This is a genomic window from Cupriavidus sp. FW306-01-F10A, from assembly GCF_058782785.1.
In genome coordinates this window covers 105,344-126,600 of the sequence record NZ_JBYSYA010000016.1, presented here as the reverse complement: position 1 = coordinate 126,600, position 21,257 = coordinate 105,344, and the positions used below count along the sequence as shown (strand labels likewise).

General features: G+C 67.5%; 17 protein-coding genes and 2 pseudogenes. 15 read left to right on the top strand and 4 right to left on the bottom strand.

Annotation, left to right across the window (positions count from 1 at the left end; translation table 11 throughout):
* The 8 genes from AC3WLF_RS22075 to aspA form a co-directional block, all read left to right on the top strand.
* Window positions 1-180: hypothetical protein (locus AC3WLF_RS22075; protein ID WP_454751083.1), on the top strand; the 180-nt coding region annotated here is incomplete at its 5' end.
* 38 nt (window positions 181-218) lie between these two features.
* Window positions 219-1,517 carry a hypothetical protein gene (locus AC3WLF_RS22070; protein ID WP_492317785.1) on the top strand — a complete coding sequence of 433 codons (1,299 nt, stop codon included), beginning with the start codon at window positions 219-221 and terminating at the stop codon, window positions 1,515-1,517.
* Window positions 1,518-1,566: 49 nt separating this feature from the next.
* Entirely contained in the window at window positions 1,567-3,645 is a 2,079-nt protein-coding gene (locus AC3WLF_RS22065; RefSeq protein WP_492356838.1) for a hypothetical protein, read from the top strand.
* 21 nt (window positions 3,646-3,666) lie between these two features.
* Window positions 3,667-4,752 carry a hypothetical protein gene (locus AC3WLF_RS22060; protein WP_010811754.1) on the top strand — a complete coding sequence of 362 codons (1,086 nt, stop codon included), beginning with the start codon at window positions 3,667-3,669 and terminating at the stop codon, window positions 4,750-4,752.
* 59 nt (window positions 4,753-4,811) lie between these two features.
* On the top strand, window positions 4,812-5,678 hold the full coding sequence (locus tag AC3WLF_RS22055; protein WP_492317787.1) for a hypothetical protein: 867 nt from the start codon (window positions 4,812-4,814) through the stop codon (window positions 5,676-5,678).
* Window positions 5,675-6,349: a hypothetical protein gene (locus AC3WLF_RS22050; RefSeq protein ID WP_492317788.1), complete on the top strand. Its 675-nt coding sequence runs from the start codon at window positions 5,675-5,677 to the stop codon at window positions 6,347-6,349. The genes AC3WLF_RS22055 and AC3WLF_RS22050 overlap by 4 nt, the downstream gene beginning before the upstream one ends.
* A 12-nt stretch (window positions 6,350-6,361) precedes the next feature.
* A complete protein-coding gene (locus AC3WLF_RS22045) occupies window positions 6,362-7,417 on the top strand; it encodes a DUF4438 domain-containing protein (protein ID WP_492317789.1) in 1,056 nt (351 codons plus the stop codon).
* A 386-nt stretch (window positions 7,418-7,803) separates the two neighbouring features.
* Window positions 7,804-9,231, top strand: a complete 1,428-nt coding sequence (aspA, locus tag AC3WLF_RS22040) for an aspartate ammonia-lyase (protein WP_492358835.1) — start codon at window positions 7,804-7,806, stop codon at window positions 9,229-9,231.
* A 116-nt stretch (window positions 9,232-9,347) separates the two neighbouring features.
* On the opposite strand, the pseudogene AC3WLF_RS22035 reads toward aspA, so the two are convergent.
* Window positions 9,348-9,983 (bottom strand): annotated as a pseudogene (locus AC3WLF_RS22035) (LysR substrate-binding domain-containing protein); the annotation flags it as partial.
* Here AC3WLF_RS22035 and AC3WLF_RS22030 point away from each other — a divergent pair.
* The 7 genes from AC3WLF_RS22030 (at window position 9,951) to AC3WLF_RS22000 (ending at window position 16,856) form a co-directional block, all read left to right on the top strand.
* Window positions 9,951-11,366 carry an acetyl-CoA carboxylase biotin carboxylase subunit gene (locus tag AC3WLF_RS22030; protein ID WP_492358834.1) on the top strand — a complete coding sequence of 472 codons (1,416 nt, stop codon included), beginning with the start codon at window positions 9,951-9,953 and terminating at the stop codon, window positions 11,364-11,366. The pseudogene AC3WLF_RS22035 and the gene AC3WLF_RS22030 overlap by 33 nt on opposite strands.
* Window positions 11,363-12,151 carry a 5-oxoprolinase subunit PxpB gene (pxpB, locus tag AC3WLF_RS22025; RefSeq protein WP_492358833.1) on the top strand — a complete coding sequence of 263 codons (789 nt, stop codon included), beginning with the start codon at window positions 11,363-11,365 and terminating at the stop codon, window positions 12,149-12,151. Before AC3WLF_RS22030 ends, pxpB begins: the two co-directional genes overlap by 4 nt.
* A complete protein-coding gene (locus tag AC3WLF_RS22020) occupies window positions 12,148-13,122 on the top strand; it encodes a 5-oxoprolinase subunit C family protein (RefSeq protein WP_492317794.1) in 975 nt (324 codons plus the stop codon). The genes pxpB and AC3WLF_RS22020 overlap by 4 nt, the downstream gene beginning before the upstream one ends.
* Window positions 13,115-13,888 carry a LamB/YcsF family protein gene (locus tag AC3WLF_RS22015; protein WP_492317795.1) on the top strand — a complete coding sequence of 258 codons (774 nt, stop codon included), beginning with the start codon at window positions 13,115-13,117 and terminating at the stop codon, window positions 13,886-13,888. Before AC3WLF_RS22020 ends, AC3WLF_RS22015 begins: the two co-directional genes overlap by 8 nt.
* Before the next feature lie 42 nt (window positions 13,889-13,930).
* The gene (locus AC3WLF_RS22010; RefSeq protein WP_492317796.1) at window positions 13,931-14,170 is read left to right on the top strand and encodes an acyl-CoA carboxylase biotin carboxyl carrier protein subunit; all 240 of its coding nucleotides are present in this window, start codon (window positions 13,931-13,933) and stop codon (window positions 14,168-14,170) included.
* A 505-nt stretch (window positions 14,171-14,675) separates the two neighbouring features.
* Window positions 14,676-16,019: an MFS transporter gene (locus AC3WLF_RS22005; protein ID WP_492358832.1), complete on the top strand. Its 1,344-nt coding sequence runs from the start codon at window positions 14,676-14,678 to the stop codon at window positions 16,017-16,019.
* 27 nt (window positions 16,020-16,046) lie between these two features.
* Window positions 16,047-16,856, top strand: a complete 810-nt coding sequence (locus tag AC3WLF_RS22000) for a putative hydro-lyase (RefSeq protein ID WP_492317798.1) — start codon at window positions 16,047-16,049, stop codon at window positions 16,854-16,856.
* A 74-nt stretch (window positions 16,857-16,930) separates the two neighbouring features.
* Here the strand turns inward: AC3WLF_RS22000 and scpA are convergent.
* From scpA to AC3WLF_RS21985, 3 genes and pseudogenes are all read right to left on the bottom strand, one after another.
* Window positions 16,931-19,121 (bottom strand): annotated as a pseudogene (scpA, locus tag AC3WLF_RS21995) (methylmalonyl-CoA mutase).
* Window positions 19,118-19,954 carry a Pnap_2097 family protein gene (locus AC3WLF_RS21990; RefSeq protein WP_492317800.1) on the bottom strand — a complete coding sequence of 279 codons (837 nt, stop codon included), beginning with the start codon at window positions 19,952-19,954 and terminating at the stop codon, window positions 19,118-19,120. Before AC3WLF_RS21990 ends, scpA begins: the two are co-directional and overlap by 4 nt.
* Window position 19,955: 1 nt before the next feature.
* Entirely contained in the window at window positions 19,956-21,242 is a 1,287-nt protein-coding gene (locus AC3WLF_RS21985; protein ID WP_492317801.1) for an MSMEG_0569 family flavin-dependent oxidoreductase, read from the bottom strand.
* Between the last annotated feature and the right edge of the window lie 15 nt (window positions 21,243-21,257).

Below are 21,257 nucleotides of genomic sequence, written 5' to 3'. Positions count from 1 at the left end.
CGCGGCCGCGGCGCGCAGGCCGCCGCGCGCACGATAGCGCCGTTAGCGCGCCGTGTCGCGGCAACCGGCCCGCGCGCCCAGTCCCGCAACTATGGCGGCCATGGCGTCGGCTGCCCACACTGCGGCGGCCGTCGCATGCATGTGCGCGGGCCGGTGACCATCATCGTCCGTGGCGCATGAATCGTCGCCAGTGACACCGATCGGAACGGGGGCCGGCCATGAACCTGCAGCGATTCCTGAGCGCAAAGATTCGCGGCCTGTCCGCGCGCCTGTCGCGGCTGGCCCGGGTCGACAACGCCTTTGTCGGACTGCGCCCGCAAGACATGCCCCATGCGCCTTCGCAGCAACATTTCGACACGGCCAACGCGCGGCTGGCCCAGGCCGAGCAACGCATCCGCGCGCGCTTCGATCAGATGCTGCCGGACTGGCAGCAGAGGCCTGCGCAACGGGTGTTGATCGAGGTGGCGCTGGTCGAGCGCGAACTTGACCGCGCGCGGCGGCTGTTCGGCATGTTCTACGAAGTGTTCGCGCAGCGGGGCACGAGCTTCGGCCCGTCGCTCGCCGCGCACGACGTCATCGCCGAAGACTGCTACCGCGCCGTTCGACGCGCCGCGCCGCGCGTCTTCGATGGCCCGCTGCTCAAGCCGGTCTGCTACATGGAGCACGGCTATTCTCCCGCGACGATGCGCCGTGGCGTGGCGCTGTCGCGGCTGCTCGGCGAGACCAATCCCTTTCCGCTGATCCGCATACCCTGGGACCGAGACCAGCCATGGCAATCGGTCTTCCTGCATGAAGTCGCACACAACCTGCAGGCCGACCTCGGCATCTGGAGGGAGAACCGCCAGGCCGTACTCAGGCGCACCATGGGCAAGACGCGCGATCCCTTTCTCGCCACCGTCTACGGCCGCTGGCACAAGGAGATCTTCGCGGACCTCGCGGCCATCCTGCTCGGTGGCCCGGCGGCGGCCTGGGGCATGGCGGATTTCCTCGCGCACCCCCAGCCGCGCACCATGACCTACCGGCCCGGCGGCGCGCATCCCACCGCCTACCTGCGTGTCTACCTGCTGGCCGAAATGCTACGCCGGCTCGGCTTCACGCGCGACGCCGCACGGCTGTTACGGGTTTGGCAAAACCTGTACCAGCCCTCCGCCGGGCACCGCATACCCGCCGCGCTGATGCAGAGCGTGCCGCGCATCGTCCCGGACGTCGTCGACGAGATTGCGTTCCAGACGCGCCGCAACCTCGCCCAGCGCGCCCTGGCCGACATCATTCCCTTCTCGCGTGACGACGAGGCGGCCATTCGCGAAGGCGCGCGGCTGCTTGCGTCCGAACGTGAAACCGGACTGCCTCCCCGCCACCTCGTGAGCGCCGCGCACTACGCGATAGTGGACGGGCGCATCCCGCCGAGGCGCCTCGCGCACTGCGTGATCGGCCAGCTGAGCGCGCGCATGGCCTCGCGACGCCCGCGCGCAGCGCCGTACGAGCCGCAACCTGCGCTATTGCACCTGGTGTCGTAGGCGCGCACGACAACACGCATCACGCCGTTCAACGCAACAGAGGATCACCATGGCCTATCCCGCGATTCCCCAACCGGTTCCGTCCGGCTCCGACGGCAAACCCACGAGCATCGGAAACAGCCAGCGACTCGCCTTCGATACCCTGCTGCGGCGCGAACTGAAGATCGGAGATCCCAACGACGCCCAGCAGATCGCGAGAGCATTGCTGGACCGTTACCAGTCCGACGCGCGCGCGCAGGGTATCGGCGGCGAGGCTCAGGGACTGCCGTTCCTGAATACCGCGGCTCCACGGCCCTCGGCCATCGCTGCGCCGGAGGCGACCGCGACCAATCTGGATCTGGATCAGGCCCGGGCGGATGTGGAGCAGGATCTGCAGCAACTGATCGCGAGCAACCTGACCAAGGACATCCGGCCAGAGCTGGAGGGGTGGCATCAGACCCTGTCCCTCACCATCGACGATGGCGTCGCGGCGGCACGCCAGTCCCTCGACCCCTACAGCCGGGACCGGGCTTTCGCCGCACGGCGGCGCCTGGGCGAATATGCCAGGCTGGCGCGGATGGTGGGCGCGCTGTCCACCGAGCTGAACGAAAGCTATCGCAATCTCGGGCAGAGCCTCGACGAAGTGGCTGCGGTGCTTCTGGTGTTGATGGGCGAGGCGCTCGCCAATACAGGCTTCCAGGGCGGGCGCACATTACTGCGCGTGCCCTACTCTGAACTGCAGGCGCGGCGCGACCAGGTGCTGGTGTGCCTGCGCAATATGTCGGGCGTGGCTCAGGAATCGCTGGACCAGAACACGATGCCGCGAGGCCTGGCCGCCTATCGCGGCCTGCACGCCAGTCTCGAAGCGCATGGCCAGTCGGACCTGCGGGCACTGCTCCACGAAGCCGACCTTTCCCGTGCGATGGACGAAATGATCCAGCTGTGTGCGGGAGGCTCGAGCGACGGGCTGCGCCGGGTCGGCGCGACCGCATGGAACATGCTCGGGCGGTTCTCGCGCTTCGTGCAGGTGACGCTGCACCTGCCGGTCCGCGACGCGCCACCGCTGCTGGCGTTCCAGGACGCCCTGCAGTTGTTCGTGGACGGCTTCCAGGCTTCCGGCGGCCTGCGCCTCCTGCGCATTGCGCGTCCCAGCGTACTGATGTATGGCCTTTACGGAGGGAGCGGCACCACCTTTGCCGAGCAGCGCCTGATGAATCTGGTCAGTCTGCGCGGCAGATTTGCTTCGACCATCGACTGTGTCACCCGTTGCGACTGCGACCCCGATACGCTCAAGCTGCAGGTCCTGCTTGACCGCGTCCTGCACGATCTCGACCGCGCAATCGATCTCTACGCCAACGGCACCGAAGAGTTTGGCATGCCGGAACAGCGTGCCGCCGCCCACGCCATCTTTGCGCTGGCGCTGCGTTACCCCAATGTCTGGCTCGATGCCGCTGCACCGATGAAGGACATCACCAATCCCGACAACCCGACGGGCGCAATGCTGTCGGAAATGGCCGCACTGCTGATCCCGGCAGGGGTCAGCTTCGCCGCCCTGCAGGATCCGGTCATCCCCGCGCCCCAATGGGGTGTATGGGACAAGCACACCATTGATCACTTCGATCTGACAGGGCCGGCAGGACCAACACCGCTCGCCTGGCTGATGCATGGCGAGCTTGTGCTCCAGCTGCAGGCCGAGCGCGCACTGCGGCCCATCGTCGAACAGATGACATCCGGCTGCATTCCGGCCTCGGATGTGCTTGCAGATGCGACGCTCGCCCCCGTCTATCACAGTCCGCCACATATGGGGACCTTTGGCAATATCGGAATGCTGCCGGGATACCAGCGCGGCGCGTTGATGATGATCGAGCAGCGCGTGCCCGAGTGGCACCGGCGCAACCGCGACTATCGCGAGCACGCCCCGCAGATTCCGCCGCATCCGGACGGCTCGATCGATCGTATCGCGCACGAGTTGGGGGAACGGAATCGCCGGCGACTCCTTACGCCGGGCACGTCCGCCGTGCCGCCCGCCGCTGCCCCCGCCCCTCTCACTCCCGGTGCGGCTGATGCCTTCGACGGCGCCGAAGGTACTGGCGCCGACGGTACCGGAGCGGGCCCTGCGGGTCCCGACGGCGGCCCTGCCAAGGCCTGACCCCCGACGACGGAGCGCATCATGAACTTCCAGACCACCGAAACCATTCAGCGCCTGTGGGAGACCTTTCTGCAGGAGCAGCTGGCCAGCCTGCCGCCCGACCAGCGCGACGCCTTCGCGTCGCAGTTCGAGCAGCGTTACTCTGAGCTGTTGTCCAAACCCAATGGCAGCGGGGAGGAAGGCTTCTTCGATCTGCTCGGCCTCGGTCCGCAGGGGGCAGTCGGCTTCGAGAAGATCGGCTATCCCTATGTACAGCCTGACTTCGACGATTCAATCATCCCGAGCCAGTTGCATGCGGCTGCCGAGCTGTACTTTATCTATCAGCACGAGCGCATGAAGATCTTTGAGGTGGTGGAGACCCTGCTGCGCTTGTTCCGCCTGGGGAAGATGCGCATCCAGCGCGGCCCCGGCGCGCGCGGACTCTATCTGCTCGAAAAATGGCGGCCACTGCGCTACACCCGGCAGGACCGCATGGTGGCCTATCGGCGCGCCTTCAACTATGGCACCGCGCAGGCCCCGGCCGGCGCAGTGGTCAACCGCAATTTCCATCGCCAGATGGTCGGCTTCATGGTGGCGATGGGCCAGTACTTCCGCGATCTGCTGATCGGCGAAGTCATCCGGGGCGGACAGCTGATCGACCAGCGTCCCTTCGGCAGCGTCGGCACCATCCAGCGCATCGGACTCGACCTGCGCTATGCGCTGGACCGGTCCACCTACGGCAATATCTTCGCGCTCGCGATGGAAACCGGGCATTACCTGATCCAGGTGCTCAAGCTGCTGGATTCGCCCGACATCAAGAAGGCCTTTGACGCCAACACCAAGTGGGATGTGGTCGAGATCGTCTCGAATCGCTATCTCGGCGGGGTGGCCGAGCCCTCGCAACGGGCCAAGATGGCCGAAAGCGGCCGGCGGATCCTGCAGTTTGTTGCGGACAATGATTTCAAGACCGCAACCGATCCGATCCTGTTCCAGAGCGTGGTGCGGCCCATGGGCGCGCACGCGGAAGCGTGGGTCGCCGCGTACCGGATGACGCCCGAGGGCCGAGGATTCCCCGGCGTGACACACGCGCTGAACAGCGTGCTCGGCGTGCCGCAGGCTGCGGCCTGACCGTGGCGCGCCGTACATTTGCGCATCCCTGACCGCGGCTGACACGGAGACGCCCCGCCATGCATGCTGAGGACATGATCGTATCGGTACGGCAACGCAAGCTCGCCTGCATCCTCGATCCCGCGCTGGTGCTCGGGTCGCCCTGGGGGCCGAGCCTGGCGTTGCGGCTCACGCGGGTGCTGGAGCCCTGGCTCACGCGCGCGTTCTGGCAGGTCATCGATGCGAGCGAGATGGTACTGCCGAGCCTCTCGGCCAACGGCGCGGCACTGGACAGCGGCGGCGCCGTGCCGCCGCCGCTCGAACCCGCTCTGATTGCGTGGATCGCGATGCGCGACTGCACCGATGCCGCGTCGTGGCCGTTTCGCTGGGTCGGAGACAACGTGGCCGGTTCCCAGCTTGGCGACGCTGCCGACCATGCCGTGGTCGAGCGCTACGAGGTCCTGCTCGACGCCCTGCTGCGCCGCTGCGAGGGAGCAAGGCCGGCGCTCGGCCCAATGCCCTCCCCCTGGTGGGATCCGCTCGCCATCGCCCTCGACACGCTCGCACTCTCCGCCACGCTCGATGCCGCCATCGTGCTGACCACGCTTGATGGTGACGGCGCACCGTGGCCGGTGGATGCCCTGTGGCGAAGCGGCGTCGACGTGCGGCATCTGGACCCGCTGCCTTCCGAATCCCTGTTCGGCGCCGAGCGCTCGCTGCTGCGCGACGCACTGGCAGCGGCAGGCGTGGCCGGGCTCGCCGAACGCCTGCCCAGGCTGGCCGCGCTGCATGTGATGGCGTCGTCGCCGCACCATGCTTGCGTCGATGGCCCGCTGGTCGGGACCGGCCATCATGCCGACCCCTGGCAGCAAGCCACCGCCTGGTGGTATCCCCTTTGCCCCACGCCGGCGATCGGCACACCGGCCCCGCAAGGAGCCGAAGCATGAGCGCAGCAATCGACCAGTTCGTCGACGCCATGCTTGACGATGCCGTTCGGCACTGGACGCGCGAGCGCGGACGCGCCGGGGATGCCGACCCTGCCGTCGGCCGCAACGAATGCCTGCCGGCCTCGCGCGCCCGGCATCTGGCATGCCGTGATCTGGCCGCCGCTGAGGCCCGGCCGCGCGGGCAGCGTCCGGCGCTCATCGTCATCAATAACCTGCGTGGCCGTTGCGCCGAGCAGATCCTGGTCGAACGCCTGTGCCTGCGCGGCTTCGATGTGCGCAACCAGCTCCGCATCGGCCCGCGCAGGGGCGGCTCGGTGCTCGATCTCACGCCGATGCCGGCTGCCCCCAAGCGCCTGCCGGCCGGCCTCGAAAGCAAGCTGCTACACGCAACCGATTACCGCGACGCCAACGGACGGCTACGCCTGGGCCATCTTGCGCGACAGGTGGTGCGCGACGTGGACCAGGTGCGGCGCCATATGCGCCAGTCTCGGACCAGCGCCGTGCCCGGGCTGCCGCAGCGCGTGCGCCTGTTCTATCAGGTCAGCGGACGCGTGACCGATGCGGAGCTGCACCATATCGCGCACACCGTCTACGACACCGTCGCGGCCGAGAACCGGCGCGCGCCGAGACAGCCGCAGGTCGCCGCCACCGTGGTGCGCAGGATGCGATAGGAGATGGCTCCCATGTCCCGCCCGATTCCGCTCGTCCAGCAAGCCCTGTCCCGTCCGGCCGGCCGCGACGGTGCACGCCCCGTTCCCCGAATCAATGCCGACGAACTCGTGGCGGTGTCCGTCCTTGGGCAGATCGCCCATCCCGTGGGGCGCGCCTCGCCCTACCGCATTGGCTACGACGGCGTGCCGCGCGTCCTGCCAGGTACCGGCGGCATCGTGGTCAATAAGCGCATCGGCGATCCTTGCGTCGGGTTGGCGGGCGACCATATCGAGCCGGGGGTCGCCCTGCACAACAACGGGCGCGAGATCGTCGGCCCACGCGACGGACCCAACAGCGCCCTGCTGACCTATGCCTGCGTCGGCAATCCGGCCCGTGTGGTCAACGGAGCGTGCGCGGGCCGGACTGGTGTGGTGACGGGCAAGCACGGCGGCGTCAACCACGTGCTGGTGGACTTTCCCACGGAGGTGCTGGTGCGCCTTTGCATCGGCGACCGCATCCAGATTCTTTCGCATGGACTGGGATTACGACTCCGCGACCACCCCCGAATCGAAGTCCTCAACTGCTCGCCGCGCCTGCTGGCGCGATGGGGCCTGCTGGAGCGCGATGGCCAGCTCCATGCGCCGGTCACGCATCTGGTGCCGGCGCGCGTCATGGGCTCCGGGCTGGGAAAGAACAATGCATGGCGCGGGGATTACGATATCCAGCTGTCGGACCGGCAGGCACGTGAGCGCTACCGTCTGGGCAGCCTGCGCTTCGGCGATATGGTGGCGATCATCGGCGCCGATACGCGGCGGGGGCCGCGCTACGCCAATGACCGCGTGACCATCGGCGTCGTGGTGCACGGCGACAGCACGGTCAGCGGGCACGGCCCGGGCGTGACGCCGCTGCTCACAGGACCCGCCTCGCTGCTGCGGCCGCTGCTCCGCCCGCAAGCCAATGTAGCGGAAATCCTCGGCGTGCGGCGAGCCGCGCCGCCACATACCCAGCTGACACTGCCGGAGCGCGACCGGCGCGTTCGCTGCGCGGTGCCAGAAGCGCCACCGCGGCTGGCGTTCGCCACGCGGTAGGGCGAAGGTTCTGGTGCAAATACGAAACGCGGGAAGGTCGCGACCCGGTTGTCGGACATCTCAGCAAGCGGAAGCATCGCCATCCAGGCGGCACGAGTAGGAAAGCCCCGGTGAGCCGCGGCAACATCGGGCAATACCGGGCACCCGCTCGGGGCCTCCCCCAAGTCATCACGCAAAATGCGCCGCTTACGTAACTTGCCATCAGATTGCCCTAGCAGGTGCGAAGGCGACCGGCAGAACCGAATCCACGGTTATGCCATTTCTGCATAACCATGCATTGCGCCCCGACAACCCATGAAATCTTGGCATCGAACGTGGTGCAGGCGCGGCCGATTCCATAGACTTCGCCAACAGTGCTGAACCCAATTTGCGCGAGGGGCGTAACCATGACTGCCGGACTCTTCAGAACCGAACATGACCTCCTGGGTGACCGTAAAGTCCCGGTCCAGGCCTACTACGGCGTGCATACGTTGCGCGCCGTCGAGAATTTCCCTATCACAGGCACCCCGATCTCCATCTACCCGGAGCTGATCAAGGCGCTGGCGGCGATCAAGCAGGCCGCGGCGCAGGCCAACCATGAGCTGGGCCTGCTCGACAAGGCGCGCTGCGACGCGATCGTCGGCGCCTGCCAGGAGCTGATTGCCGGGAAGCTGCGCGACCAGTTTGTCGTCGATGTGATTCAGGGCGGCGCCGGCACCTCGACCAACATGAACGCCAATGAGGTGATCGCCAACCGCGCGCTCGAACTGCTCGGCCATCAGAAGGGCGAGTACCAGCACCTGCACCCGAACGAGCACGTCAACATCGGCCAGAGCACCAACGATGTCTACCCGAGCGCGCTGAAGGTCGCTACGTGGTTCGGTATCGCCGGTCTTGTGGACGCCATGGCGGTGCTGCGACGGGCCTTCGAGGCGAAGGCCGACGAGTTCGCCCACATCATCAAGATGGGCCGCACTCAGTTGCAGGACGCCGTGCCGATGACGCTCGGCCAGGAATTCAGCACCTACGCCGTGATGCTCGGAGAGGACGAGGCGCGCCTGCGCGAAGCCGCGATGCTGATCTGCGAGATCAACCTCGGTGCCACCGCGATCGGCACCGGCATCACCGCGCATCCGTCGTATGCGCCGGTGGTGCTGCGGCGCCTGCGCGAGATCACCGGCATCCCGCTGGAGACCGCACCCAATCTGATCGAGGCCACGCAGGACTGCGGCGCCTTCGTGCAGCTCTCCGGCGTGTTGAAGCGCGTTGCCGTGAAGCTGTCGAAGACCTGTAACGACCTGCGGCTGCTATCCAGCGGTCCACGCGCTGGCCTGGGCGAGATCAACTTGCCGCCGATGCAGGCCGGCTCGAGCATCATGCCCGGCAAGGTGAATCCGGTGATCCCCGAAGTCGTGAATCAGATCGCCTTCGAAGTCATCGGCAATGACGTCACTGTCAGCTTTGCGGCCGAGGCCGGCCAGCTCCAGCTCAATGCGTTCGAGCCGATCATCGCGCACAGCCTGTTCAAGAGCGTCAGCCATCTGCGCAACGGCTGCCTGACGCTCGCCGAGCGCTGCGTCAAAGGCATCACCGCGAATGCCGACCGGCTGCGCGCCACGGTCGAGAACTCGATCGGCGTCGTGACGGCGCTCAACCCCTACATCGGCTATGCGAACGCGACCGCCGTTGCGCAGGAAGCGCACGCCACGGGCGGCAGCGTCTATGAAATCGTCTTGCGCAAGGGCTTGCTGTCTAAAGAGGAACTCGACCGCATCCTGCGCCCCGAGACGCTGACCCAGCCGGTGCCGCTGGACTTTCGTGGGAAGGCGCACTGAGCAGAATTCCCTTGCTCTCCGTGCAGAATGAGATGTCCGACAGGGCGATGTCGAGCACCGACAGCCCATAGAAGATCGCCCCGCCGCGCCCGAAGACACGGAACCTGCGCTGCAGGTCAGGGCCGATCGCTTCGATCCGACGCCACCATCGCCTGCGCCGCCTTGCCGATATGGTCGGCAAGGCGGCTCGCGACTGGCTGCCGGCTGTGCCGCGCGCGCTCGACGAGTCCCACCTCGCGATAGAACGTGTCGTCGCCAAGCGGTAGTGCCGTCACGCCCGGCGGCCGCGCGCCACCGGCAAGCATGCGAGGCAACAGGCCCACGCCGAGCCCGCGCGCCACCAGTTGCACGATGCCTTCGAGTTCGTCGAGCTCGATGGCTTCCTGAGGCGCGATTCGTTGTTTGCGCAGGAACTGGTCGACCAGCCTGCCGCCGAACGAAGCCCGGTCATAGCGGATAAAGGGCGCCGTGGAAATTGCGTCCCTCCAGTCCATGCCGGCCCGCGCGGCGGGCGCCAGCAGTTCGAAGGGCTCTTCCAGCAGCGGGCGCCATTCCAGTTCGGCGGGCAACGCATAGGGCGGCCGGATCATGACGGCGATGTCGATCTCGCCGGCGTCGACCTGGCCGAGCAGGTTGAGCGAAACGCCGGGCACTATCCGCACACGACAGCCGGGCAGTTCGGCCCGGAACGCGGCAATGGCATCGGCCAGGAAGGTGGCTTGCGCCGAGGCGATGGCACCGATGCGCACCATTGTCGCATCATCCGCGCCGCACAGGCGCTTGGCATCAAGACCGTGGCCGTGTATTCCGAGGCCGACGCCGGTGCACTGCATTGCCAGATGGCCGACGTGGCCATGTCCATCGGCCCCGCCCCAGCGGCACAAAGCTATCTGAATACCGAAGCCGTCCTGGCAGCCGGCCTGGCGCATGGCGCCGACGGCGTGCATCCGGGCTACGGATTCCTCTCCGAGAACACTGCCTTTGCCCAGGCCGCCGAGGCCGCCGGCATGCGCTGGATCGGGCCCTCGGTCGAATCGATCGAGAACATGGGCGACAAGAACCGCGCGCGCGAGATCGCAGCCGCCTGCGGGGTGCCGGTCCTGCCGGGCAGCATCCGCTTCCTGCCCGGTGAGCTGGCTGGCCTGGAAGACGCTGCCGCGCAAGTCGGCTATCCGCTGCTGGTCAAGGCCGCAGGCGGTGGCGGCGGCATCGGCATGAAACGCGTCGATAGCCCCGACACGCTGGCAGCCACGGCGGCCTCCACGCAGGCGCTCGCGCTCAAGGCCTTCGGCGACGGCAGCGTTTACCTGGAGCGCTACGTCGCGCGCGCACGCCATATCGAAGTCCAGGTATTCGGCTATGGCGACGGCACGGCCGTGCATCTGTTCGAGCGTGAATGCTCGGTGCAGCGCCGCTTCCAGAAGATCATCGAAGAAAGCCCGGCACCCGGCCTGCCGCCCGCGGTGCTGGCACGCATGACTGCCGCGGCCGTCGCGCTGGCCGAATCGCAACGCTACCGCGGTGCCGGCACGGTCGAGTTCATCGTCGATGCCGACAGCGGCGAGTTCTTCTTCCTCGAGATGAATACCCGCATCCAGGTCGAGCACGGTGTCACCGAGGCGGTCACCGGCTGGGACCTGGTGCAGGCGCAGATCCGGCTTGCAGCCGGCACCCTCGCGCGGGTTGCGCAAGCCGACATCCGCCGCCAGGGCGCGGCGATCGAGTGCCGGCTATATGCCGAAAACCCGGCTCGCCATTTCATGCCGTCGCCGGGCAAGCTGTCGGCCTTCGCGCTGCCAGCGATGCCGGCGTTGCGCGTCGACACCGGCGTGCGCGCGGGCGACACCATCACGCCCTACTACGACCCGATGATCGCCAAGCTGATCACGCACGGCGCCGGGCGCGAGTCTGCGCGCCAGGCGATGCTGGACGCGCTGGCGCAGACGCGCATCGAAGGGATTCGCCATAACGTCGAGTTCCTTGGCAACGTGCTGGCGCACCCCGACTTCCGCGCGGGCCAGGTCGATACCGGCTTCGTCACGCGCGAGAGCGCCCGGCTGATCGGCGCGAGCGCGGCGCCGCACGCGGCTGCGCCTGCCGTCGCCAGCGAGGTGCAGCCCGAGGTGCAACCATGAACGCGCTGCCTCTCGACATGGCACCCGCCGCGGCCATCCCGTGGCGCATCGAACCGTCGGGCGATCGCCTGCTCGTGGTTGCATTCGAGGCCGGCCGTGATGCCACCGCATTGAGCACTGCCAATCGACGAGCCTGCGCCGCGGCGGCGCGCATTGGTGCCGCCGCATTGCCGGGCGTGACCGATATCGTGCCCGCGCTGGCGACCGTGGGCATCCACTACCGTCCGTCCGCCGTTAGCGCCGCGCCAGGCACGGCACCGTTCCAGGCGCTGAGCGCAGCGCTGTCCGTGCTGCTTGCCGAGCCACTCGGCGCCTTGACCGCCTCCGCTCGCGTGGTCGAGATCCCGGTCTGCTACGGCGGCGACCACGGGCCTGATCTTGAGGAGGTGGCCGCAAGCTGCGGGCTCGCGCCCGATGCTGTGATCGCGCTGCATAGTGCGGCGCCGGTCGAAGTGCTGATGCTGGGTTTCGCGCCCGGCCACCCGTATGTGGGCAAGTTCGACGCACGCCTGGCCCCGCCACGGCGCACCACGCCGCGCACCGCCGTGCCCGCCGGCTCGATCGGGCTGGCCAACTGCCAGTCCGTGATCTATCCGATGGTGCTGCCCGGCGGCTGGAACCTGATCGGGCGCACGCCACTGGCCTTGTTCGATCCGCACCGCGATGCGCCTTGCCTGCTCAATGCAGGCGACCAGGTGCGCTTCGTGCCGGTCTCGGCCGCACAGTTCGACGACATTGCCGCGTCGCAAGGCACCCCCTCACCGGCCCATGGAGCGATTCGATGACCACTACACCGGTACAACCAACCGGCGCCGCCATCGAGGTGATCAAGCCCGGTGCGCTGAGCACGTTCCAGGACCTCGGCCGCGTCGGCTACCAGCAGCTCGGCGTGCCCGCCAACGGCGTCATGGACGAGCGCGCGCATCGGCTGGCCAATGCGCTGGTCGGCAATACGCAGGACACCGCGACCCTGGAGATCACACTGATGGGCCCCACGCTGCGCTTTGACGCGGCCACTGCCGTGGGGGTCTGCGGCGCCGATCTCGACGCAAGCATCGACGGCACGCCACTGCCCACCGCGCAGGCATGCGTGGTGCCGGCCGGCGCGACGCTGAGCTTCGGCAAGCGCAAGAGCGGGCTGCGCGCCTACCTGGCAGTGGCAGGCGGCTTTGCGCTGGATCCGGTCATGAACAGCCACAGCACCTTCGTGCGTGGCGGATATGGCGGCTTGCAGGGCAAGCCGCTGCGCAAGGCCGATGTGATCGGCTTGTGCGCCCCGCGTGCCGCGCTGCCCGAGGCTCTGCCGCAGGCGCGCTTCGCCGCCGGCATCGTGGCAGCGCCCGAGGCCCCGCTGCGCGTGGTGCGCGGGCGCGAGTGGGATGACTTCAGCGCCGCCGCGCAGGCGGCATTCACCAGCGCGGAGTTCCGTATCGGTGCGCAGTCCGACCGGATGGGCTACCGCCTCGAAGGGCCGGCGCTGGCCCTGTCCTCGCCGCGCGAGATGTGGTCCGAAGCGGTGGCATTCGGCACGATCCAGGTGCCGCCCGACGGCCAGCCGATCGTGCTGATGGCAGACCGCCAGACCACGGGCGGCTATCCCAAGATCGCCCATGTCTGCGCCGTGGACCTGCCGCGGCTGGCGCAGCGCATGCCCGGTGAGAGCGTGCGCTTCACCGTGGTCGAGCTGGAGGAAGCGCAACGGCTCGCGCAGTTGCAGGATGCGGCCTTCGCGGCGCTGGAGCGCGGCCATGGCTAAGATCGATTTCAACAGCGACCTGGGCGAAAGCTTTGGCATCTACCGCCTTGGCGATGACGCGGCGGTGCTGCACCATATCAGCTCCGCCAACATCGCGTGCGGCCTGCATGCCGGCGATCCGCAGACCATCGCCGCAACGGTGCGGGCCGCGGTGGCCCGGGGCGTGGCGGTGGGCGCGCATCCCGGCTTTGCCGACCTGCAGGGCTTCGGCCGCCGCGCCATGACGCTGTCGGCAGGCGAGATCTACAACCTGACCGTCTACCAGGTCGGCGCAGTGCAGGCCTTTGCCCGCGCCGCCGGCAGTTGCCTCGCCCATGTAAAACCCCACGGCGCGCTGTACAACATGGCGGCGCGCGACGACGGCATGGCGCGCGCCCTTGCTGAAGCCGTGCGCGACGTCAACCCTGCCCTGCTGTTCTTTGGCCTGGCCGGCTCGGCAATGGTGCGCGCCGCGCGGGAGGCCGGCCTGGCGGTCGCCGAGGAAGTATTTGCCGACCGCAGCTACCAGGCGGACGGATCGCTGACGCCGCGCGGACAGCCCGGCGCGATGATCACCGACGTCGGCACCGCGGTGGCGCAGGTGCTGCGCATGGTCCGCGACGGCGTGGTGCGCTCGCAGCAGGGCACCGACGTGCCGGTGCGCGCCGACACGCTGTGCATCCATGGCGATCAGCCCGGCGCGGCCGGCTTCGCGCGCGATATTCGCGCCGCTCTGGAGGCCGAAGGCATTACGGTCCGCGCCCCGCGTACCACGGCGGTTCGCTGACTGCCTCCCTCCCTAATCCGGATCAACAAATCAAGAGCCCCCATGCCAGACCAACCGAACGCCTTGCCCATCGTCGCGGAGACCACCGGTACGTTGTGGAAGATCGTGGCCGTGCCAAATGTTGCGCAAGCGCGCGATGCCACGCTGGTGATTATTGAATCCATGAAAATGGAAATTCCCGTGGAAGCGCCCGCCGACGGTTATGTGGCTGAGTACCTGGTTGGTGAGGGTGAGCCAGTCGAGGAAGGGCAGGTATTGGGCGCGTTTATTCCCGCGGGCTGATTTAACCACCGTCATTCCCGCCTTCGCGGGAATGACAGTAGCTGTTGATGCGTTATCTGAACGGGAGCACGCGAATTACCTCATTAATGAGTGCCCGTACTGAAGCAATGAACAGGCAGTAATACGGCGGCAGCAGTGCATGCCGTGCCCCGCAAGAGAACACGGCATGCACCCAGCCAGTTCATTCTGGCGCAACCGAATAAAAGGAGACAGCAAAATGGATGGTCATCACCGACCAGGACAAGTCGCGCTTATTCCCACGGAATTTCACAGTTGATTTTGACTGGCACGTTTGTTGCTGAAAAAAACAGAGCTTCCATGCGTGCATTAACGCTGTGAATGCAGCAAGGACTGACCTGACAAAGCAGGCAGTCCATTAACAACAGGTACGCAGCCGCGGTTACAGCGGCGCAGCGTACCGGTATTCATGCTCAGACCCCGGGACCCGCAGGATGCCACCGGCAGCCGGCGCGGCTTCTTTCACCCTGTTTCTGGAAACGTGATCATGTCCAACGCCCCCACTTCCACGCTGCCGCTGGCGGATGCCCCTGCCTCGGCCCCCATCTCGGCCCCAGTCACCGGCGATGTCGCCGTGGCCCGCAAGGCCGCGGTGGCCGCCGCTGCCGGCACAGCCATCGAGTACTACGAATTCGGCATCTATGGCTACCTGGCCGCCACCATCGGGCCGCTGTTCTTTCCGGGCGACAACGCCACCGCGTCGCTACTGGCGATCCTGGCGGTTTTCGGCAGCGCCTTCCTGATGCGCCCGATCGGCGGCATCGTGCTGGGCCGGCTCGGCGACCGCATCGGCCGACGCGCCGTGCTGCTGGTCACCGTGATCGGCATGGGCGTTGCCACTGCCGCCATCGGCGTGCTGCCCGTTGCCGCGAGCGCGGGCCTTGCGGCGCCGCTGTTGCTGCTGCTGATCCGGCTGGTGCAAGGGTTCTTCGCCGGCGGCGAAGTCACGGGCGCGGCGGCATACGTGGCCGAATCGGCACCATCCGGCAGGCGCGGCTTCTTCGGCTCGTTCACGCCGGTGGGTGTGGCCATCGGCGGCGCACTGGCGGCAACCGTGTGCGGGCTGACCACCTCCATCCTCGGCAGCGAAGCCATGACGGCATGGGGCTGGCGCATCCCGTTCCTGAGCGCCATCCCGATGGTGATGATCTCGTTCCTGGTGCGTAAGCGCGTGGAAGAGTCGGTGGCATTCCAGCATTTCCAGCAACACAACGAACCGCCCAAGGCACCGCTGAAGGAAGTGTTCAGCCAGCACACGCCCGCGGTGCTCAAGGTGCTGGTGTTGTCCTTCGGGCAGAATGTGGGCTATTGGGTGGGCCTGGTGTTCATGAACATCTACATGACCACCTACCTCAAGTACGACAAGGCCAGCGTCTACTGGATCATGGCCTTCGTCAGCCTCACCATGGCGGTGCTGATGCCGTTCTGGGGCGCCCTTTCCGACCGCCTGGGCCGGCGCAAGGTGCTCGCCATCGGCTTTGTCGGCTACATCGTGCTGGTGGTGCCGATGATGGCGCTGATGGACCAGCAGAATATCGGCCTGGCCTTCCTCGCCATGCTGATCGTGGCGCTGCCGATGCCGATCGTGCAGTCCGTCGGCTATCCCACCTACGCCGAGCAGTTCCCGACCCGCGTGCGCTATTCCGGCATGGCCTTCAGCTTCAACCTTGGCGCCATCCTCGGCGGGGGCGTGACGCCATATGTGGCTACCGCGCTGATCGGCGCCACCGGCAACCTGCTCTCGCCCGCGTACCTGCTGATGGGCGGCTCGGGCATCGCATTGCTTGGGCTGCTGCGCGTCAGGGAAACCTCGCGCGAGGCGCAGCGCTAATGCGCCACCGGCCTGGAGCGACCTGACATGCATGACGCTACCGTTGCGCTGCCCGGCTGGGCAGCCAGCCCGGCCACCGCGCGCGCCGCCATCCGCAGCGGTGCCTGGCACGGGCACACTGCCGGCATGGCGCCCGGCCGCGTGCAGGGCAACCTGATGATCCTGCCACGCCAGTGGGCCGACGATTTCCTCGGCTATTGCCGTGCCAACCCCGTGCCCTGCCCGCTGATCGGCATGACCGAGCCTGGCTCGCCGCTGGTGCCGGGGCTGGGCGAAGATATCGACCTGCGCACCGACCTGCCGCGCTACCGGATCTGGCGCGATGGCAAGCTGGCCGGAGAGTGCGGCGACATCGGCGCGTTGTGGCGCGACGACTTTGTCGGCTTCGTGCTGGGCTGCTCGCTGTCCTTCGAAGATGCGCTTCAGCGCGCCGGCCTGGCCGTGCGGCATGTCGATGAAGGCAAGGTGGTGCCGATGTACCGCACCAGCATCAAGACCACGCAGGTGGGGCCGTTCCGCGGGCCGATGGTAGTGTCGATGCGCCCCTATACGCCGGCACAGGCCGCGCGCGCCAGCGAGATCTGCGCAGCGTTGCCGGCAGCGCATGGCAAACCGGTGCATGCCGGCGATCCGTCAGCGATCGGCATTGCAGACGTCAACCGTCCCGACGAAGGCGAGCCCACCGCCATCCTGCCAGGCGAGATCCCGGTATTCTGGGGCTGCGGCGTGACGCCTCAGGCCGCGGCCGTGCAGACGCGGCTGCCGCTGTGTATCACGCATGCGCCCGGCTACATGCTGGTGGGCGACGTGGCGATCGAGGACGTCACGCTTATCTGAGGTTTCTGTTGGCGTTTTCGCGCTTGCCGCTCCCAGCACCGATCCCAGGAAGTGCATCGGCGCCAGTACGCAGATCATGCATCCCGCCGCGTGGTCCCGGGAAAACTGCAGAAACTCAGCTCAATGAGGAGATTTTTACCGTCATGGTCTGGATAGCAAACGGGAGGCGTCAATGGAAAGGCGCGGACGGCCGTAAGCATCCTCGACAACGTGAGCGCAGCCACGATGGTGCTCACGATGATCTCCATCGGCGTGCCCGGTCCGAAAATCCCCTGCACACCGCACTGGCGCAGCAAGCGGCTGTGGCCTGCCGGAACAATGCCGCCGACGAAGACCGGCACATCGGAGTCGCGCTGCCGCAAGGCGTGTAGCAGCGCCGGCAGCAGATCCAGATGCGCGCCGCCAAGCGTGGAGATGCCGATGGCATCGAAGTCTCCATCGCAGGCGGCAGACGCAACCGCATCGGCGGACTGGAACAGCGGCGTCAGTTCGACGACGAACCCGGCATCGGCAAGCCCGGCCGCCACCGCTTTCGCACCGCGGTCGTGGCCATCCTGGCCGAGCTTGGCCACGAAGATCCGGGGCGCGCGGCCGAGCCGCTCGCGCAGCGCACTGACGCACTCGCAGGCCGCCAGCCATTCCTTGTTGCCGGCGCGAGCCGTGCCGTACAGCGCAGCGTCGTAGGACGCCCGCACCGTATGGCGCGGCCAGACCTGGAGCAGCGCCCGGGTACATTCCCCGACCGTGGCGCGGCAACGCATCGCGTCGATTGCACCGGCGAGCAGGTTGGGGCCCGCCGCGCTTGGCGGCCTCGGTCAGCGCCGCCAGCGCATGCCTGACCGCAGCGTCATCGCGGCGGCTGCGCAGCGCGTCCAGGCGGCGTGCCTGTTGCACGCGCACCCGGGTACCGTCGATCTCCAGGCATTCCTGGCCATTGCCGTCGGGCTCCTGGTAGCGGTTGACACCCACCACGACCTCTTCCTGCGCATCGAGCCGAGCCTGCGTCCGCAGCGCAGCCTGGTGGATGCGCCGCTGCACCCAGCCGGATTCGAGGGCTGCCAGGGTGCCACCCTGGGCATCGATGTGCGCCAGCACCGCGCGAACCTCCGTCACCATGCGGCCGGTCAGCGACTCGATCAGGTAGGAGCCCGCCCACGGGTCCGCCACCTCGCACAGGCCAAATTCATGCTGGAGGACCAGTTGCGTATCGCGAGCCAGCCGCGAGGCCTGCGCGCCCGGCAATGCCAGCGCCTCGTCAAAGCCGTTGGTATGCAGCGACTGCGTACCGCCAAAGATCGCAGCCATCGCCTCGACCGTGGTGCGCGCGATATTGTTGAGCGGCTGCTGCGCGGCGAGCGTCCAGCCCGAAGTCTGGCAATGCATGCGCATCGCCATGGCGCGCGCGCTGGTGCCACCCAGTTCGCGCACGATGTCGTGCCACAGGAGCCGCGCGGCGCGCAGCTTGGCGATCTCAATGAAGAATTGCTTGCCGACGCCGAAAAAGAAGCTTAGTCCGCCGCAGAATGCGTCGACATCAAGGCCACGCTCACGCAGCAGGCCGACATAGGTCCTGGCATTGGCCAGTGTCAGCGCCAGTTCCAGCACCGGATCGGCTCCCGCTTCCTGGAAGTGATAGCCCGAGATCGACATGCCATTGAATTTCGGCGCATGCGCCGCCAGCCATTCGACCACGTCGGTGGCGATGCGCAGCGACGGCTGCGGCGCATGGATCCAGGTGTTCCGGACCATGAACTCCTTGAGGATGTCGTTCTGGATGGTGCCGCGCAGCTGTTCGAACGGGACGCCCGATTCCTCGGCCGCGACCAGGAACGCTGCCAGTACGGGGAGCACCGCACCACTCATTGTCATCGATACCGACACACGGTCCAGCGCAATGCCTTCGAACAGGCGCCGCATATCGTCGACCGAGTCGATGGCCACACCGGCCATGCCGACATCGGCCTGCGCCAGTGGATCGTCGGAATCGTAGCCGCGATGGGTCGGCAGGTCGAAGGCCACCGACAAGCCCTGCGCGCCCTGCTTCAAAGCCTCGCGATAGGCGAGGTTCGACGTCGCGGCGTCGCCGTATCCCCCGTACTGGCGGATGGTCCATGGCCTGCCGCGGTACATGGAGGGATAGGGGCCACGAACGAACGGGGCCTCGCCGGGCATGCCGCCCAGGTGGCCAAGGCCAGTCAGGTCGCCGGGCCCGTAGACCGGCTTCAGCTCAAGGGCGCCTGCCGGGTCATCCCGTTTCGCGTTCATCGCTGCCTCCAGCGCTTCTGCGTGACCACATCGGCGATCTTCTCGCCGTCGCGGCTGCGTCGGATCTCACACCAGTGCGTCAATCCCTCCTCGTCCTCGCGCAGCGCGGAAAAGGTCAGCTCCAGCGACTCGCCGACATTGACGTTGCCATGGAAGAACAGGTCCCGCGCGAACACCGTGGGCGGATCCGCGTCGCGGCGCCATTGCCATTCCGCGCGATCGACCATGGCCTGGAAGCTGGCGAAGTACAGCAGGTCGGCGCCGTTGAAGTCGTTGCAGGGGCACGGCAAGTATTCGGCCGCGTGGCAGACGCGATGCCGGGCCTGATCGAGCCCGAGATGCGTACCCCAATCGCCGCAGCGAAAACGCCGTGCCAGCAGCGACAGTTCCGCCGCCTGGGCCGACGAGCCGGCGCCGGCCCACTGCGCGGCCACGGTCGGCATGGTGCGCACGACCGAGCGGTTGTCCCGCTCACGCGTGCGGCGGATGAAGGTGGACAGCATCGTCACGCTGGCGCGGCGGTCCCCCTGCATGTCGACGGTATGTTCGCTGAGGTGCTTCACGCCGCCCGCTGGCACGATGCGCGAGCCGATGCTGAACTCGGCGTGCTCGCCGATCGTTTGCGGCGCCGCGTCGCGCACGCGGATCGCGGTGAACGCCGCATACACCGGATGGCCTCCGGCATCCCTGAAGTCCGGCACCCCCAGGCCGGCGCCGGCGGCCTGCAGGCGCCAGTGCAGGTCGCCGCAGGTCTTCAGCAGCCAGTTCTCTGACAGGCCGGTATATGCCAACTGGGGCATGCCGGCCACATGGCGCGAGACGACGGCTTCCATGTCAGGCGGCCAGCGCGGTGTCGCCCCGGCCTGCGGCGATCAGGGCGGCCAGGTACTCGGCGTCGCGGGCGATGCCGGAGAATCGCCCCGACCCCCACGTGTGCAGCCAGGGCAGGCCAAGGAAGTACAGGCCGGCGTGTGCGGTCACGCCGCGTTCGTGACCCGGATAACCGCGGCCGTTGAACACCGGCACTTCGAGCCAGCTGAAATCCGGTCGGAAGCCGATGCACCAGATGATCGAACCAATGCCGGCTGCCTGGAGATCCAGTTCGGTGCGCTCGGCCGGGGGCGTCCACATGGGCTCATAGACGCTCGGCGGCGGTGCCTCGATGCCCCGCTCCGCGATGAACTTGTCAATGCTCGCGTTGATGCGGTTGTAGGTCGCATCGGCGTCGTCCAGGTTGTGACGAAGGTCCGGCGCAAAACGCAGTCGGCCGTCGAGGTAGTCGTCGAGCACGCCGTAGAGCTCCATGCCCTCGGTGGCGAATTTGCGCAGGTCGATATCGCGGCCGCCGTCGCGCCCGGTGACGTAGTGATTGGTGTTGTCGCGCACGCCCTCGCGCAGCGGATGCTCGGTGACGGGCAGATCGTAGTACTTCATGTCCGCGAGCCAGTCCACGACGTCCCGCCCGCGATAGAAGCGCGCGCAACGCGGCGCCTCGCCGACGGCGAGATACACCTTGCGGCCGGCCAGATGCAGATCTTCCGCAATCTGCGCGCCCGACTGGCCAGAGCCGACCACGAGCACCGCACCGTCTGGCAGCGACTCGGGATTCCTGTATTCGGACGATTGCAGCTGCCGGATCGACGCCGGCAAGCGCTCGGCCATGCGCGGCACGATCGGCGTGTGATAACCGCCCGAGGCCACCACCACCTGGTCCGCGGTGAATGCGCCCTGGCTCGTCACCACGGAAAATCCCCCCAGCGCGCGCGCCTTCACTTGCCGCACCTCGGTATGCTCGAGCACCGGCGCGCCGACCGTCCGGATAAAGCCATCGAGATAGGCCGCGATCTCATCCTTCTTCATGAAGCCGTGCGGCTCGTCACCCTGGTAGGGATAGCCCGGCAGCGCGCATTGCCAGTTCGGCGTCACCAGGCAGAACGCATCCCAGCGTTGCGTGCGCCAGGTGTGCGTGACCGTGTGCTTCTCGATGAGCAGATGATCGATGCCGGCCTGCTTCAGGAAGTAGCTCATCGATAGTCCGGCCTGGCCGCCGCCGACAATGATGACGCCGTAGTGCCTGGGCTCTGCGGCCTGGCCCGGATTGGTGTTGATGACGTGGGACATGTTGGATCCTTTGAG

What these genes read in the sequence shown, in the direction of transcription:
- AC3WLF_RS22005 (WP_492358832.1), top strand. Translation starts at nt 14,676, where the DNA reads ATGTCCAACGCCCCCACTTCCACGCTGCCGCTGGCGGATGCCCCTGCC.
- AC3WLF_RS22065 (WP_492356838.1), top strand. Translation starts at nt 1,567, where the DNA reads ATGGCCTATCCCGCGATTCCCCAACCGGTTCCGTCCGGCTCCGACGGC.
- AC3WLF_RS22045 (WP_492317789.1), top strand. Translation starts at nt 6,362, where the DNA reads ATGTCCCGCCCGATTCCGCTCGTCCAGCAAGCCCTGTCCCGTCCGGCC.
- AC3WLF_RS22020 (WP_492317794.1), top strand. Translation starts at nt 12,148, where the DNA reads ATGACCACTACACCGGTACAACCAACCGGCGCCGCCATCGAGGTGATC.
- AC3WLF_RS22060 (WP_010811754.1), top strand. Translation starts at nt 3,667, where the DNA reads ATGAACTTCCAGACCACCGAAACCATTCAGCGCCTGTGGGAGACCTTT.
- pxpB (WP_492358833.1), top strand. Translation starts at nt 11,363, where the DNA reads ATGAACGCGCTGCCTCTCGACATGGCACCCGCCGCGGCCATCCCGTGG.
- AC3WLF_RS22010 (WP_492317796.1), top strand. Translation starts at nt 13,931, where the DNA reads ATGCCAGACCAACCGAACGCCTTGCCCATCGTCGCGGAGACCACCGGT.
- AC3WLF_RS22000 (WP_492317798.1), top strand. Translation starts at nt 16,047, where the DNA reads ATGCATGACGCTACCGTTGCGCTGCCCGGCTGGGCAGCCAGCCCGGCC.
- AC3WLF_RS22070 (WP_492317785.1), top strand. Translation starts at nt 219, where the DNA reads ATGAACCTGCAGCGATTCCTGAGCGCAAAGATTCGCGGCCTGTCCGCG.
- AC3WLF_RS22050 (WP_492317788.1), top strand. Translation starts at nt 5,675, where the DNA reads ATGAGCGCAGCAATCGACCAGTTCGTCGACGCCATGCTTGACGATGCC.
- AC3WLF_RS22055 (WP_492317787.1), top strand. Translation starts at nt 4,812, where the DNA reads ATGCATGCTGAGGACATGATCGTATCGGTACGGCAACGCAAGCTCGCC.
- AC3WLF_RS22015 (WP_492317795.1), top strand. Translation starts at nt 13,115, where the DNA reads ATGGCTAAGATCGATTTCAACAGCGACCTGGGCGAAAGCTTTGGCATC.
- AC3WLF_RS21990 (WP_492317800.1), bottom strand. Translation starts at nt 19,954, where the DNA reads ATGGAAGCCGTCGTCTCGCGCCATGTGGCCGGCATGCCCCAGTTGGCA.
- AC3WLF_RS21985 (WP_492317801.1), bottom strand. Translation starts at nt 21,242, where the DNA reads ATGTCCCACGTCATCAACACCAATCCGGGCCAGGCCGCAGAGCCCAGG.
- aspA (WP_492358835.1), top strand. Translation starts at nt 7,804, where the DNA reads ATGACTGCCGGACTCTTCAGAACCGAACATGACCTCCTGGGTGACCGT.